This window comes from Bacillus sp. LL01 (assembly GCF_001037965.1).
Genome location: NZ_LFEL01000003.1, coordinates 562374 through 578059, shown reverse-complemented (window position 1 = coordinate 578059; position 15686 = coordinate 562374). Strand labels below are relative to the sequence as shown.

General features: G+C 41.6%; 12 protein-coding genes. All 12 read right to left on the bottom strand.

Translation table 11 applies throughout. The features are described from left to right. Nucleotides 1-76: 76 nt before the first annotated feature. The 12 genes from rimP to AB685_RS12345 all read right to left on the bottom strand — a co-directional run bounded on the left by rimP (nt 77) and on the right by AB685_RS12345 (nt 15635). Entirely contained in the window at nt 77-547 is a 471-nt protein-coding gene (gene rimP, locus AB685_RS12400; protein ID WP_047970904.1) for a ribosome maturation factor RimP, read from the bottom strand. A gap of 310 nt (nt 548-857) precedes the next feature. After that, nucleotides 858-5195 (bottom strand): PolC-type DNA polymerase III, encoded by a 4338-nt coding sequence (locus tag AB685_RS12395; RefSeq protein WP_047970903.1) that lies wholly within the window; start codon nt 5193-5195, stop codon nt 858-860. Between the two features lie 102 nt (nt 5196-5297). Further along, nucleotides 5298-6986 (bottom strand): proline--tRNA ligase, encoded by a 1689-nt coding sequence (locus AB685_RS12390; protein ID WP_047970902.1) that lies wholly within the window; start codon nt 6984-6986, stop codon nt 5298-5300. A 553-nt stretch (nt 6987-7539) separates the two neighbouring features. After that, a complete protein-coding gene (gene rseP / locus AB685_RS12385; RefSeq protein ID WP_047970901.1) occupies nt 7540-8799 on the bottom strand; it encodes an RIP metalloprotease RseP in 1260 nt (419 codons plus the stop codon). A 13-nt stretch (nt 8800-8812) separates the two neighbouring features. Next, nucleotides 8813-9964 (bottom strand): 1-deoxy-D-xylulose-5-phosphate reductoisomerase, encoded by a 1152-nt coding sequence (gene dxr, locus AB685_RS12380; protein WP_047970972.1) that lies wholly within the window; start codon nt 9962-9964, stop codon nt 8813-8815. A 43-nt stretch (nt 9965-10007) separates the two neighbouring features. After that, nucleotides 10008-10799, bottom strand: coding sequence for a phosphatidate cytidylyltransferase (locus AB685_RS12375; protein WP_047970900.1), 792 nt, complete (start codon nt 10797-10799; stop codon nt 10008-10010). Between the two features lie 18 nt (nt 10800-10817). After that, complete coding sequence (locus AB685_RS12370) at nt 10818-11591, bottom strand: isoprenyl transferase (protein ID WP_047970899.1); 774 nt, start codon at nt 11589-11591, stop codon at nt 10818-10820. A 130-nt stretch (nt 11592-11721) separates the two neighbouring features. Continuing rightward, the gene (gene frr, locus AB685_RS12365; protein ID WP_047970898.1) at nt 11722-12279 is read right to left on the bottom strand and encodes a ribosome recycling factor; all 558 of its coding nucleotides are present in this window, start codon (nt 12277-12279) and stop codon (nt 11722-11724) included. Nucleotides 12280-12281: 2 nt separating this feature from the next. Next, the gene (gene pyrH, locus AB685_RS12360; RefSeq protein ID WP_047970897.1) at nt 12282-13004 is read right to left on the bottom strand and encodes a UMP kinase; all 723 of its coding nucleotides are present in this window, start codon (nt 13002-13004) and stop codon (nt 12282-12284) included. 150 nt (nt 13005-13154) lie between these two features. Continuing rightward, entirely contained in the window at nt 13155-14036 is an 882-nt protein-coding gene (tsf, locus tag AB685_RS12355) for a translation elongation factor Ts (protein ID WP_047970896.1), read from the bottom strand. A 260-nt stretch (nt 14037-14296) separates the two neighbouring features. Then, nucleotides 14297-15004, bottom strand: a complete 708-nt coding sequence (gene rpsB, locus AB685_RS12350; RefSeq protein WP_047970895.1) for a 30S ribosomal protein S2 — start codon at nt 15002-15004, stop codon at nt 14297-14299. A gap of 157 nt (nt 15005-15161) precedes the next feature. Further along, a complete protein-coding gene (locus AB685_RS12345; protein WP_047970894.1) occupies nt 15162-15635 on the bottom strand; it encodes a hypothetical protein in 474 nt (157 codons plus the stop codon). Nucleotides 15636-15686 lie beyond the last annotated feature (51 nt).

Sequence of the window (15686 nt, the reverse complement as noted above, 5' to 3'; positions counted from 1 at the left end):
TTAAAATACCTATACTTCATATTTTTGCGATCAAACGCCATCACGATGGATGGGATGATCCGTCAGGTGAAGTCTATTAAAACCTGACTGCCAAACGTGCTTTCGCGACTTTTGGATATGGAATTGAAACTTCTTTTTTACGTGTTTTTATTGTCATGGAGAGTTTGATTGTTTCTCCATCGAAGTCTAGAAGATCTCCTTCAAATGACTTTAGTCCGTCAATCGGTTCATATGTTTTGATATTCACATATTTTCCGACAGCCTTTTCTAGGTCTTCCTTCTTCTTTAGAGGGCGCTCAGCACCGGGAGAGGAAACTTCCAGAAAATAATTGTGAGGAATCGGATCTAGTTCATCAAGCTTTTCGCTTAATTTTTCACTTACAGTCCCGCAATCCTCAATGTCGATACCGCCTTCTTTATCGACGAATACACGTAGAAACCAAGAGGATCCTTCTTTTACATATTCAATATCCACTAATTCAACATTCATTTCTTTTACGATAGGAAGAGCAAGTTCTTCCACCGTTTCTGTCACATTTTTGCTCATCATTTTCCTCCTTCGCAAGCGCGAGACGATGTGTTTAAAATCTGAACAAAAGACCCTGCCGATAAGCAGGGAATCATAAACAAGCAAGCTTATGTACAGCCGATACGAAATCTAACTTTCCCTTTTTTTCTCCATAAAGAAAAAAAGGTGCCAGAAAAATGGGAACACAATACGAAAGAGTGGGTTTCCCCACTCTTTGCTAATTACCTATATAGCATTTCCAATGTAAATATATCATATCCATAGGGAATATGCAAATCTTTCTAGTACTTACAATGGTTTTAACCACTACATTTAGTGGGTTTTCCACTTAAAATAGTGAAAGCTGATTCTGATCTGGCATTCCCTCGAGACAGCCGTGATTGTCCAGGTATTCCAAAATCGTTTTGGAGATTCTTCCTCTCTGCTGAAGATCTTCTTTGGAGAGGAATTCTCCATCCGCCCTCGAGTTCACAATATTTATTGCGGCATTTGTCCCTAATCCAGGAATTGAGTTGAAAGGAGGGATAAGGGAATCTCCATCAATAAGAAATTCAGTGGCACTGGATTTATACAAGTCCACTTTCTTGAAAGAAAAACCGCGTTCGCTCATCTCGAGTGCAAGTTCCATCACTGTCAATAAGGATTTTTCCTTCGGCGATGCTTCTAAGCCCTTTACGTTGATGTCTTCTACTACTTTACGGATAGCAGCGGACCCTTTAACCATAGTATCGACATCAAAATCATCTGCACGTACGGTAAAGTATGCTGCATAATACATCAGTGGAAAGTGAACCTTGAAATATGCGATACGTACGGCCATTAGGACATATGCAGCAGCATGGGCCTTCGGGAACATGTATTTTATTTTCAAGCAGGAATCAATGTACCATGCTGGCACATCATTCTTGATCATTTCCTCTTTGAATTCATCCGATAGCCCCTTACCTTTACGAACAGATTCCATAATTTTAAAGGCCATCGAAGGGTCAAGCCCTTTATATATGAGATATACCATAATGTCATCACGACATCCTATCACTTCACTTAAAGTACAGGTCTTGTTATGGATAAGCTCTTGTGCATTTCCTAGCCATACGTCTGTGCCGTGGGATAATCCCGAAATCTGAACAAGCTCAGAGAATGTGGATGGTTTTGTATCCTCTAGCATCTGTCTAACGAAACGTGTACCAAACTCAGGGATGCCGAGAGTACCAGTTTTACACATAATCTGTTCTTCCGTTACACCTAGTGATTCTGTCCCACTGAATATTTTCATCACATATGGGTCATCTGTAGGTATGGTCTTAGGGTCAATTCCGCTAAGGTCTTGAAGCATTCTGATAACGGTCGGATCATCGTGTCCCAGGATATCCAGTTTAAGCAAATTATCATGAATGGAATGGAAGTCAAAATGTGTCGTTTTCCACTCTGATGTCTGATCATCTGCAGGGTATTGGATAGGAGAGAAATCAAAGATATCCATATAATCCGGCACAACAATGATTCCTCCGGGATGCTGTCCTGTTGATCTCCTAACACCAGTACATCCGGATGAAAGCCGGTCTATTTCCGCACCACGCAGTATTAAGTTTCTGTCGTTGGCATAACCTTTCACATAGCCATATGCCGTTTTATCCGCAACAGTACCGATTGTACCCGCACGGAAAACATATTCCTCTCCGAACAAGACCTTCGTGTAGTTATGGGCTTTAGGCTGGTATTCTCCAGAGAAATTCAAATCGATATCCGGGACCTTGTCCCCTTTAAAGCCGAGGAAAGTTTCAAACGGGATATCATGTCCATCTTTTGTGAATGCTTCTCCGCAATTTGGACAGTCTTTGTCAGGTAAGTCAAACCCGGAACCTACAGAACCGTCATCAAAGAATTCGGACAGCTGACAGGATGGGCAGACATAATGCGGCGGCAATGGGTTAACTTCCGTGATCTCAGTCATCGTTGCAACAAATGAGGAGCCTACCGATCCACGGGAACCTACCAGGTAACCATCATCAAGTGATTTTTTAACAAGCTTCTGGGAAATCAGATAAATTACGGCAAACCCATGACCTATAATACTTTTCAATTCTTTTTCAATCCGCTTTTCCACAATCTCCGGAAGATTCTCTCCATAAATGCTTCTCGCTCTGGTATAACTCATTTCACGAATTTCTTCATCCGCACCTTCAATTTTGGGGGTGTAAAGGTCGTCTTTGATCGGTTTGATCTCCTCGGCCATTCCCGCTATCTTTTGGGTGTTGGTAACAACGATTTCTTTCGCTTTTTCTTTTCCTAAAAAGGAAAAGGCTGCAAGCATTTCATCTGTTGTTTTAAAGTGAACATCCGGCAGTTGGTGTCTGTTTAGTGGGTTTGCCCCAGATTGTGAACGTACAAGAATCTCACGGTGAATCTTATCCGTTTCTTTCAAATAATGAACATTACCTGTTGCCACCACCGGTTTTTCCATCTTCTCACCAAGCTTGACGATATTGGTAATAATCTCTTTAAGAGCTTTTTCGTCTCTGACGAGTTCAAGCTCTAACAAGTGGGCATAATTGCTTGGTGGCTGCACTTCGATATAATCATAGAATTCCGCGATTCCTTCGACTTCATCGGGTGCCTTTTGCATCATGCCTTCAAAGACCTCACCCTTATCACAGGCCGTACCAACAATGATGCCTTCCCGAAGCTTCTGAAGCTGGGATCTCGGAATCCTTGGAACACGGAAAAAGTAGTTCATATGAGAAATCGATACGATTTTAAACAGGTTTTTAAGGCCTGTTTCATTTACTGCAAGCAAGGTAACATGAGATGGTCTCGCCCGCTTGTATGCATCCGTTGTTCCGGAATGCTCATTCATTTCATCGTGGTAGGTGATCCCTTTTTCCAATGCATCCTTTAACATTTTTACCAGTAGATATCCGGTTGCCTCAGCGTCATAGATTGCTCTGTGATGTTGGGTCAATTCGATATCGAACTTTTTACATAGGGTATTCAACCTGTGATTTTTTAATGTTGGAAAGAGCAGGCGCCCCAATTCAAGCGTATCAATGACCGGGTTTCTCGCTTTACCCAGTCCTATCCGTTGGAAGCCGATATTTAAGAATCCCATATCAAAGCTTGCATTATGCGCCACAAGAATATCATCTTGCATCCACTCGGAAAAATCCTTCAACACATCCCCAATTTCCGGCGCGTTTCTTACCATATCATCTGTAATGCCTGTCAGGTTGATAGTAGTGGCGGATAGCGAGTGGTGCGGATTTGCGAATGATTCAAACCTGTCAATGATCTCTCCACCTTTAATCTTAACTGCCGCAAGCTCGATGATCGTATCGTACATGGCGGATAACCCTGTTGTCTCAACGTCAAATACAACATAGGTATCCTCTGCAAGATTACGGTGTGCAGGATTGTAGGCGATAGGTACACCATCATCCACCAAATTGGCTTCTAAACCATACAGTATTTTTACACCGTTCTTTTTCCCGGCTGCATACGCTTCAGGGTAAGCCTGTGCAACAGCGTGGTCTGTCACGGCAATGGCTTCATGACCCCATTTTTTCGCTTGTGCCACTAAAGAGGATATGGAACTGACGGCATCCATGGTACTCATAGGGGTGTGTAAGTGCAATTCCACCCTTTTTTCTCCTTCAGGTGCTGTGTCAATTATCTCCTTACCATTAAACTCGTTAATGTCATTTGCCATCATGACGAGGTCACGAACGAAAGTATCATTCTGAATGCTTCCTCTTACCTTCAGCCACATACCTTTTTTAATCGCTTGTAAAAGAGGGACATCCTCTTTATCCCTTGAAAACATTTTCACCATGATGGAATTCGTATAGTCGGTGATTTTAAAGGTTAATAACGTTCTTCCACTACGAAGTTCTTTCGTCTCTGCATCGAATACATATCCCTGTACCGCTACACGTCTTTCCTCTTCCACAATCTCAGCCAAGGTCTTGATTTCAGCATCATCTTTAATGTTATATCCAATCATGACCGGACCACTTACAGCATTTTCATCCTTTGAACTATCCTTTTTCTGCATTTCCGTAACTGCGGCCAAGGCTTTCTCTTTATCTTCTTGTTCCTTTTGTTCCACAAACTGCTGATACTCTTCCTCTGAATGGGAAAGACTTGTATCTAAAATGAATGTCGGAAATCCAAAGCCTTCATAGGAAGAACAAATAGTTGTACTAAGCTTTCTCTTTACAGCAATTGCTTCTGCTTCATTTCTTGCTTTTAGCATCAGCTTGTTTCCCTGGAGAGTCGGAACTTGTCCGTTTAAAAGCATTAATAGAGGCGGTGAGCATCCTTGAAGCTCTCTAAGGCAATTTGGCCAGTATTCCGCTATATAGGAATTCTCAAACGATCGGTCCTGTACGGACAATGTAAAGGAAACATTTGCGATATGTGCAAAACTTTTTGTCAGCTTCTCATAAAAAAGGTCATATACTTTTGCCGGTAGAATTTTTTCCAAAACAAAATGAAAGTGCCATCTTTTTGTTGTTTTTTCTACAGTTAGTTTTTCAATTCCAGCTTCTGCAAAGTAAGGAAAAATATCATCACTTGTCAATTCGAGCTGCTGGAGCAATAAACGGAATCTATCTTTTTTCTCTTGAGACATCTGGTCAAGCAAAGTTTGGTCCCCTTTCCCTTGCATAGTTGATCATAAGTGGTCGTTTTTTCTCTATATCGACATAATGGAAGGTACCGCCATTATGGGGGTACCTTCGTTTAGTATTCAATTCTATTGTACTACATTTCAACGTAGCTTTTGTACTAATTGTTCCACAGTTAGCTCTTCCATGTCCCCTGTTTTTCTCCACTTGACTTCTACTACTTTTTCATCGGCTCTTTTACCGACTGTTACTCGAACCGGCAGCCCAATCAAGTCGGCATCTGTGAATTTAACACCTGGACGTTCTTGTCGGTCATCCATCAGGACAGCCAAACCGGCATTTTTCAGCTCAGCATAAATTTCTTCTGCCAACGAAGCTTGTGCTTCATTTTTTATATTTACAGGAATAACATGAACATCATAAGGTGTTACTGCCTGAGGCCAGACGATCCCATTTTCATCATGGTACTGCTCCACTATAGCGGCGAGTACACGGGAAACACCAATACCATAACAACCCATGATCATCGGTTGGTTTCTTCCATTCTCATCAAGGAAGTTTGCTCCCATCGCTTCACTGTAGCGAGTACCAAGTTTGAAAATATGACCCACTTCGATACCTTTTGCAAACTTGATGATACCTTGTCCATCAGGAGAAAGGTCTCCTTCCTCTATAAAACGAAGGTCAGCATACTGAGCGACTTCAAAGTCTCTGGAAGGATTTACGTTTGTATAATGAACACCTTCCTCATTTGCACCTGTTACGGCATTGATCATATATTCTAGTGCTGAATCTGCAACAATCTCCACAGATTCTGGTACACCAATAGGTCCTAAGGAACCGACAGAGCAACCCATTACTTTTTGGACTTCTTCAGCTGTGGCCGTTTCAACAACAGATGCCTGGTATAGGTTTTTCACCTTCACATCATTTATTTCATGGTCACCTCGTGCCAACACCAGTACAAATTTTTCATCTACTTTAAAGACAATGGACTTGATCAGGTCTGATTTTTCCATTTGCAAGAAGCTTGCCACTTCTTCGATTGTTTTTTGATTAGGTGTGTCTACCTTTTCTTTTTCCCTTACTGCTTCCGACTTCTTTTCATAGTTCGCGACTACCGGAGCCATCTCAATATTAGCTGCAAAAGAGGAATCAGTAGAGTATGCAATCGTATCTTCTCCGATTTCGGAAAGAACCATGAACTCATGTGTATCCTTTCCACCCATTGCGCCAGAGTCTGCAATGACCGCACGGAAATTCAATCCGAGCCTTGTGAAAATATTAGAATAGGCTGTAAACATTTTATTATATGTGTCATCCAATGATTCCGCATTGGCGTGGAAGGAATAGGCATCCTTCATGAGGAATTCGCGTCCTCTTAGCAGTCCGAAGCGTGGACGCTTTTCATCACGGAACTTAGTTTGGATCTGATATAAAGACAAAGGCAATTTTTTATAGGATTTCACTTCATCTCTGACAAGTGTAGTTATTACTTCCTCGTGAGTGGCCCCAAGCGCGAACTCGCGGTTGTGACGGTCATTCAGTCTCATTAATTCAGGACCGTAGGAATACCATCTTCCTGACTCCTGCCAAAGTTCTGCGGCTTGCATGGCTGGCATCAGCAGTTCCACTGCACCGGCATTCTCCATTTCTTCTCTTACAATGTCCTCCACTTTTTTAAGCACTTTTTTTCCAAGTGGCAGAAAGCTGTAAATACCGCTCGTGTTTTGGCGGATATATCCTGCTCGAAGCAGTAGCTGGTGACTTTTGACTTCAGCGTCTGCTGGTACTTCTCTTAGTGTTGGTATTAGCATATTGCTTTGTTTCATTTACTACACCTCATAACCATTTCTTAGTATTTATGTATTTTTTAGGATTACTTTCAACTCCCTGTAGACTTCCGTTCCAGGTGTTCGCTTTCCGCGGGGCGACCTTGAGCCTCCTCGGGCTGCGCCCTGCGGGGTCTCAAGATTGTCGCTACTCCCCTGCAGGAGTCTACGCTATTTGCTCCAATCCACAGCTAGAAACCATTAAAAACAAATCGTTTTCAGTTTTTCAGTGCCCTCCGTTGCGGGTTCTCAACCAACCGTTACTTCCCCGCAGGAGTCTCTCACCTTGCACTTCAGTCAACAGGGGAAAATCTCTAGATTCCTTCAAAATGATTGATGGTATCTTAGCTGTTGATTGGAGCACAGGGCGAAGACTCCGGCGGGAGGTAGCGCTTAGTGGAGACCCCGCAGGCTTGCCGAGGAGGCTCCACCAAGCGCCACGCTGAAAGCGAAGCCCAGTGCGGAAATCAACAGCGGTGTATAACAGATTCCAAAATGAAAGAAAACTTGCACCACATTTCATGATGCAAGTCCATGTGCTTATGTTTCTATTTTACAGGAAGAATTTCTGAATGTCATTCCATGTTACAACAAGCATTAGTAACATAAGCAACGCAAATCCGATAAAGTGGACAAGTCCTTCCTTATGACGGTCGACAGGCTTCCCTCTTACCGCTTCTGCAGCGAAGAACATAAGCCTTCCTCCGTCTAATGCCGGTATTGGCAGAAGATTGATGATTCCTAAGTTGATGCTAAGGACAGCTGCCCATCTCATCAGAAGGAAAACACCAGATTCCGCAACGACTTCAGTCGATTTATAGATTCCCACTGGTCCGGATAACATATCCAACGAGAACTGTCCGGTAATCAACTTCCCTAAACCTACCACAATCTCTTTGGACCAATTATAGGTTTCAGAAGCTGCTTTAGGGAAAGAGCCCCAGAAGGATTTCTCCATTGGCATGTAGACCCCGATAATTCCCCGGGTTTCACCTTCAATGGTCTCTGATTTCGGTGTAATTGGAATGTTTACAGATTGGCCATCTCTTTCAACCATAAACTGAAGTTCCTCACCCGGATTGACTTGAATTATTTTAACCACTTCTTCCCAGGTTGAGACTCCCGTATCATTGATTTCCACAACTTTGTCCCCTTGTTGCAGTCCGGCAGCTTGTGCAGCTCCGTCAGGCGTCAGTTCCCCAATTACGGATTCATTGATCGGATAGCCTTGTACCATACCTAGGAAAGTAAAAATGAAGAAGGCTAATATGAAATTCATCATAGGTCCAGCAAAAATCGCCATCGTACGCTGGCCCAGTGTTTTGGAACCAAATTGCCTGTTATATGGGGCGTTCTGGACTTCTTGCCCGTCCATGACAAAGTACGATTCTTCACTTACTTTGTACTCTTTCAATATTTCTTCTTCATTCAATTCATAACCTCTGATAACTAGGTCCTTCTCAAGATCTGCGTGTTCGACCTCGATGATTTTTGCTTCCGGATGTTTGTCTTTGTTGTTGACAACCACCTTGTTGACTTCCCCTTTAGCGTTAAAGAGTAGACCAATATGATAGCCTGGTTTAATTTCAATGGTTTCCGGGTCTTCCCCAGCCATCCGAACAAAGCCACCTATCGGAAGGAGCCTTATTGTGTAAACTGTTTCATTCTTTTTGAAAGAAAAAACTTTGGGACCGAACCCGATTGCAAACTCTCTGCAAAGTATGCCGGCTCTTTTAGCAAATACAAGATGCCCAAGTTCATGAACAAAAACGAGCACTCCAAAAATGATTATAAAAGCGATAACAGTATTCACTAGATTTCCACCTCTAATCTATTAGTGAACGAACATATTGCCTTGTTTCCAAGTCCACTTCTTTAATGGTTTCCAGGTCTGGATTAACCTGAAGTGTATGTTTAGACATTGCATTTTCAATAAATGTTTCAATCGTCAGAAAATCGATTCTACCATTAAGGAAAGCATCTACCGCAACTTCATTTGCTGCATTTAGCACGGTCGTCATTGTACCACCGGCTTTACCTGCCTCATAGGCATATTGTAGGCACCGAAAGCGATCAAAGTCCATCTTTTCAAAGTGCAGCTTTCCCATCTCCATAAAATTGAGCTTTTTCCCTGTAGGATGGGGCAACCGATCTGGATACGTCAGTGCGTACTGGATGGGAACCCTCATATCCGGCGTTCCCAGCTGGGCAATAACGCTCGTATCATGAAACTCTACCATGGAGTGGATGACGCTTTCCCTATGAAGAACCACTTGGATATCATTATAAGGGATATCGAACAGCCAGTGGGCCTCTATTACCTCCAAGCCCTTATTCATCATAGTGGCAGAGTCAATTGTTATCTTAGCTCCCATTGACCAGTTTGGGTGGTTAAGAGCATCTTCCCTGGTTACACCTTTTAATTGTTGTCTCGTCCGATCACGGAAACTTCCGCCTGATGCTGTAAGTATGATGGATTCAATATTTTTTTCCTTTTCCCCTTGCAGGCACTGATATATGGCTGAGTGCTCACTGTCCACCGGCAATATTGGTACATCGTTCTTTTTAGCAGCCTCCATCACGATATGGCCTGCTGTAACTAGTGTTTCCTTGTTGGCGAGGGCAATTACCTTTTTACTTTCTATGGCATGTAATGTCGGAACAAGTCCTACACTTCCCATGACGGCATTCACCAGGACATCCGCCTCTTTTAAGGTTGAGACTTCAATTAATCCTTCGTCTCCATAAACAAATCGTGTTTCTGTAGAAGCGAATTGCAGTTTCAACGCTTCACAGTCCTCTTTAGATTGAACGGAGACTAGCAAAGGAGAAAATTCATTGATTAACTCTTCCGCAATCCTAACATTCCCACCTACACTAAAGCCTAGTAGCTGAAATTTATCCTTATGCTGTCTGATTACTTCTATAGTTTGTACACCTATCGAACCAGAAGCTCCCAACAAACTAATTTTTCTCACCAACACTCACCTCTCCAAACAAAACCTTCTTCCATTAAATGTGTCAGAAAAGAAAGATATGTATAAAATGTAATAGCGGTAATACGAAAAGAAGGCTGTCAAAGCGATCCAATATTCCACCATGACCTGGCAAAATGGAACCAGAGTCTTTGATTTTGTAATGCCTTTTTAATGCCGATTCCACCAAATCGCCAATTTGTCCAAAAATGGATAATAGGCATGCTATAAGTATAGTTATAAGCATGGAATGCTCGAATCCGACAATTAATTGAAAGGCGATTGCTACAATAACCGCACATATTACTCCGCCAATAGAACCCTCTACCGTCTTATTCGGACTGATTTCAGGCGATAGCTTTGTTTTCCCCATTGATTTTCCTATAAAATACGCACCAGAGTCCGTTGTCCAAATGACGAACAAGGCAAAAAACACATACGCCAATGCAAGTTCCCTGATCTCAATGAAATAATAGAATCCTAACCCAACATATACCGTTGATATCAGCAAAAAGCCAACGTCATCAAACGTGAATTTATTCTTTGAAAGTACAGTGTAAGAAAGTAACATCAGTACAACAAGGAGCAGAAACTCCATTTTGGTCAAAATCATCGCTTCAGTTGAAACCATTTCAGACGGGATCATGAGAATCCATAAAAGCAGCAATGACAGTACACCAGGTACACTTGCCAAAGACATCTGCTTCATTCTCATTGCTTCAAATAGACCGACAGATGCCAAGATATAGATAAAAATGACAAAGGGTATGTTCCCATAGATTACGATTGGTAAAAAAACTGCCGCTGCAAGAACAGCTGTTATAATTCTTTGTTTCATTGTATGTCCAACACCTTCTTATATACCACCAAATCTTCGCCCGCGCATCTGAAAACTATTAATAGCCTCATATAAGTGGTTTTCATTAAAGTCAGGCCATAGTACATCTGTAAAATAAAATTCTGCATATGCCAATTGCCATAACATAAAGTTGCTTAATCTTATTTCACCGCTTGTACGTATTAGTAGATCTGGATCAGGTAATAAATTGCTGAAAAGATATTCTGAGAAAATCTCTTCTGTTAATTGTTCGGATGTAAGCGTGCTATCTTTTATATCAGCAGCTACATTCTTAACCGCACGCAGAATTTCATCACGCCCACCATAATTTAAAGCAAAGTTGAGAATAAGTCCAGTATTATCCTTTGTCTTCTCCATCGCATTTTCAACCGCACGTAGAGTGTGCTCAGGTAGATCTGACTTATTTCCCATAAGTCTGACTTGAACATTTTCTTCCATTAATTCAGGGAGAAATGTCCCTAGAAATTCCTCTGGCAGTTTCATGAGAAAGTCCACTTCCAATTTGGGTCTCTTCCAGTTTTCTGTCGAGAACGCATACATGGTCAGTACTTTCACACCTAGGCTATTGGCTGCTTTTGTGATTTTTCTTACAGTTTTCATTCCTTCGTGGTGTCCTGCCACTCTTGGTAGAGCACGTTTTTTTGCCCATCTCCCGTTACCGTCCATAATGACGGCGATATGCTCGGGTATGGGGTGTTGCATGATTTCTTCTTTTAAGCTAAGCGATTTAGAGGTTTCTTTGCCTCTCCACTCTTGTATTTTCTTCAGCATAAAAATCCTCCATTAAAAATAAACAGATGTACCTGACAGGCCCTACCCATTTATAGTAACAGTATTAACAAAAAAACCCCCTGTAAACATTAGAGGGTCTTTCCATCTTTCTATTTTACATGTAAATCGCTTATACTTCCATGATTTCTTTTTCTTTTTCTTTTGTAACGGAATCAACCTTAGCGATATACGCATCTGTCTGCTTCTGGATGTCATCCGTATAGCCGCGTAACTCGTCCTCGGTGATCTCACCGTTCTTTTCCAATTTCTTCAGATCATCGTTACCATCACGACGAATATTGCGGATTCCCACTTTTGCTTCTTCGGAAATTTTCTTGATCTGCTTCACTAGATCCTTACGTCGTTCTTCTGTTAACGCAGGAATGGAAATGCGGATAACTGTTCCATCATTGGATGGGTTTAAACCTAGGTCCGCTTTAATGATTGCTTTTTCAATATCACCTAAAGAAGACTTATCATAAGGTTGAACCACGAGAAGTCTTGCTTCCGGCACATTCAAGGAAGCCAATTGGTTAACCGGAGTTGGAGCACCGTAATAATCAACTGTTACTTTGTCTAATAGTGCCGCACTTGCGCGACCAGCACGAATAGTTGCCAATTCTCTGGAATATGCTTGTACAGCTTTTTCCATTCTGTCTTTTGTTTGAGCAATAACTTGACTTGCCATAACTATTTCCCCCTCACAATCGTTCCGATATTTTCACCTAATACTACACGCTTGATATTTCCTTCTTCCATTATGGAGAAAACGATAATCGGGATATCGTTATCCATACATAAGGAAGACGCAGTGGAATCCATAACAGCCAGCCCTTCGCGTAAAACATCCAGATAAGATAATGTATCATACTTGGTTGCTGTTGCGTCAATGGATGGGTCTGCGCTGTACACTCCATCTACATTGTTCTTCGCCATTAAAATGACGTCAGCTTCAATTTCAGCTGCACGTAATGCTGCAGTTGTGTCAGTAGAGAAATAAGGGTTACCTGTTCCTGCTGCAAAGATGACCACGCGCTTCTTTTCCAAGTGGCGGATCGCCTTTCTTCTTATGTAGGGTTCTGCAACCTGGCGCATTTCGATTGATGTTTGTACGCGTGTCTGAACTCCGGAGTTTTCCAGGCTGTCTTGTAGTGCCAAGGAATTCATGACAGTTGCAAGCATCCCCATGTAGTCTGCTGATGCACGATCCATACCCATTTCACTGCCGACTTTCCCTCTCCAGATATTACCTCCACCTACGACTACCGCCACTTCCACACCAAGTTCAGTTAGTTCTTTCACTTGATTTGAGACGGATTTAATAACTGTTGGATTAATGCCGAAGCCTTGTTCACCGGCAAGGGCTTCTCCGCTTAATTTAAGTATGATTCGTTTATATTTAGCTTGAGCCATATTAACCTCCATTAATAAAAGGATTCAGATTTTCTTCATCGATTGTTGTTTGATAAAGTTTTTTGAAAGGGGAGATCTCTTGGGAGCCTTACCTACCCTTTCAAAAAGAGGAACACAAATGTGTTCCCCTCTTATATAGCATTTTTCCTCTTATTTTTTAACTTGGCTCATTACTTCTTCAGCAAAGTTGTCTTGACGCTTCTCGATTCCTTCTCCTACTTCGTAACGGATAAAGGATTTAACTGTAGCACCTTTGCTTTGAACGAATTGACGTACTTTCATATCAGGGTTTTTAACGAAAGTTTGGTCAAGTAGGCAGATATCTTCGAAGTACTTACCAAGGCGGCCTTCTACCATTTTCGCTACGATGTTTTCTGGCTTACCTTCGTTTAATGCTTGTTCAGTAAGAACTTTACGCTCACGATCAGCTTCTTCTTGTGAAACTTCGTCACGGGTGATGTACTTAGGATTGATAGCAGCGATGTGCATAGCAACGTCTTTCGCAGTAGCTTCGTCAGTAGTACCTTCAAGAAGTGTTAATACACCGATACGTCCACCCATATGCAAGTACGCACCAAATGCATCTGCATCAGTTTTTGTCACGATAGTGTAACGACGAAGAGTCAATTTCTCACCGATTTTAGCAATTGCAGAGTTGATGTGTTCAGAAACTGCAACACCGTTGTCCATTGTAGCTTCAAGAGCTGCTTCAACGGACTCAGGCTTGTTGGAGATAAGGAATTCACCTAACTCGTTAACAAGCGTTTTGAAACCTTCGTTTTTCGCAACGAAATCAGTCTCGGAGTTAACTTCAAGAATAACCGCTTCGTTACCTTTAGTTACGATTGCAGTTAAACCTTCAGCAGCAATACGATCTGTTTTCTTTGCAGCTTTTGCAATTCCTTTTTCACGCAAGAAGTCGATTGCTTTTTCCATGTCACCATTTGTTTCAGTTAACGCTTTTTTGCAGTCCATCATGCCAGCGCCAGTTTTTTCGCGTAATTCTTTTACCATTTGAGCAGTAACAGCCATTGTAAAATTCCTCCTTAGAATATGTAAATTGTTTCATTGTGATCGTCATATTTTCCAAAAAAAAGTGATAAAAGGCTTTCCCCTCTTATCACCTTTTCTTTAGGCTCTATTAAACACCGCTGGTGATTTCCACACTGGGCTACGCTTTCCACGAAGCACTTGCAGAGCCTCCCGTAGGAGTCTACGCCCTGTGCTCCAATCACCAGCTAGGATACTCGTTTTCAACAATATACTTTAAAAGAGCTTTTTCTTAAATCAAATTATGCAGTAGTTGTAGCTGTCTCTTCGCCTTGTTTAGCTTCTAAGATAGCGTCTGCCATTTTACCAGTTAATAGTTTAACCGCGCGAATAGCATCGTCGTTTGCAGGAATTACAACATCAATTTCGTCTGGATCACAGTTAGTGTCAACGATACCAACGATAGGGATGTTCAATTTTCTTGCTTCAGCAACAGCGATACGCTCTTTGCGTGGATCGATGATGAACAATGCATCAGGAAGACCTTTCATGTCCTTGATACCGCCCAAGAATTTCTCAAGACGATCAAGCTCTTTCTTCAACATTACAACTTCTTTCTTAGGAAGCACTTCGAAAGTACCGTCTTCTTGCATCTTTTCGATTGCTTTAAGACGAGTGATACGCTTTTGGATTGTTTCAAAGTTAGTTAATGTTCCACCTAACCAACGTTGGTTAATATAATACATTCCAGAACGTTCTGCTTCTTCTTTAACAGAATCCTGAGCTTGCTTTTTAGTACCAACGAACAATACTGTTCCGCCGTTACCAGCAAGTTCTTTCACGAAGTTGTAAGCTTCTTCAACCTTTTTAACAGTCTTTTGAAGGTCGATGATGTAGATGCCGTTACGCTCAGTGAAGATATATTTCTTCATTTTTGGGTTCCAGCGACGAGTTTGGTGACCGAAATGTACACCAGCTTCTAATAATTGTTTCATAGAAATTACTGACATGTTATATTCCTCCTAATGGTTTTTTTCCTCCGTCTACGTCATCTCTAAGCAAAACTGACGAATCAGCACCAATGCTCAGATCGGCAAACGTGTGAATTTATAACACCGAAAATAAATATATCACAATCACTTTTCACAATCAAGCTTTTAATCCATTTCATTGTCGAAATTTCAACAGTAATTCTATTTCCGTTTTACCTTTATTGAGCTTTTTGGCGATTTCTTCAGAGGTTAACCCCTCATCAATCAAATACTTCACCTGATCTTTTAGGCTCCACTCTTCAAATGCATTTTGTTGGATGGTTGGTTCTTCAACAGCTTCTTGGACATTTTCTTGTGCTAGTAGTTCCTTGACATCAATCGCAGATAGCTCACTTTCTCGTTCATCAAATCTATCCATCACTTCGCTATTTTTTTGGCGGGTGTTTTCATTCAACCTTTTCAAAAAAGCACTGTTTTCTTCCTTTAATTCCATAACATAGCTACTGATTGTGTCCTCAGCTTCCTGAATCAGACGGCGATAATCCTGCTCGAGTTGTTGTACTTTGGAAAATTTGATGAAAAGCAAAATAATAAAAAAAATCGCAAGGAGTGTTAATGCGAAATTCACGATTGAAAAGATTATTAACATTTTTTCACGACCCTTTTATACAATTGCCGGCTGTTTATAATATACAACAGC

What these genes read in the sequence shown, in the direction of transcription:
- rimP (WP_047970904.1), bottom strand. Translation starts at nt 547, where the DNA reads ATGAGCAAAAATGTGACAGAAACGGTGGAAGAACTTGCTCTTCCTATC.
- AB685_RS12395 (WP_047970903.1), bottom strand. Translation starts at nt 5,195, where the DNA reads ATGCAAGGGAAAGGGGACCAAACTTTGCTTGACCAGATGTCTCAAGAG.
- AB685_RS12390 (WP_047970902.1), bottom strand. Translation starts at nt 6,986, where the DNA reads ATGAAACAAAGCAATATGCTAATACCAACACTAAGAGAAGTACCAGCA.
- AB685_RS12375 (WP_047970900.1), bottom strand. Translation starts at nt 10,799, where the DNA reads ATGAAACAAAGAATTATAACAGCTGTTCTTGCAGCGGCAGTTTTTTTA.
- AB685_RS12370 (WP_047970899.1), bottom strand. Translation starts at nt 11,591, where the DNA reads ATGCTGAAGAAAATACAAGAGTGGAGAGGCAAAGAAACCTCTAAATCG.
- frr (WP_047970898.1), bottom strand. Translation starts at nt 12,279, where the DNA reads ATGGCAAGTCAAGTTATTGCTCAAACAAAAGACAGAATGGAAAAAGCT.
- pyrH (WP_047970897.1), bottom strand. Translation starts at nt 13,004, where the DNA reads ATGGCTCAAGCTAAATATAAACGAATCATACTTAAATTAAGCGGAGAA.
- tsf (WP_047970896.1), bottom strand. Translation starts at nt 14,036, where the DNA reads ATGGCTGTTACTGCTCAAATGGTAAAAGAATTACGCGAAAAAACTGGC.
- rpsB (WP_047970895.1), bottom strand. Translation starts at nt 15,004, where the DNA reads ATGTCAGTAATTTCTATGAAACAATTATTAGAAGCTGGTGTACATTTC.
- AB685_RS12345 (WP_047970894.1), bottom strand. Translation starts at nt 15,635, where the DNA reads ATGTTAATAATCTTTTCAATCGTGAATTTCGCATTAACACTCCTTGCG.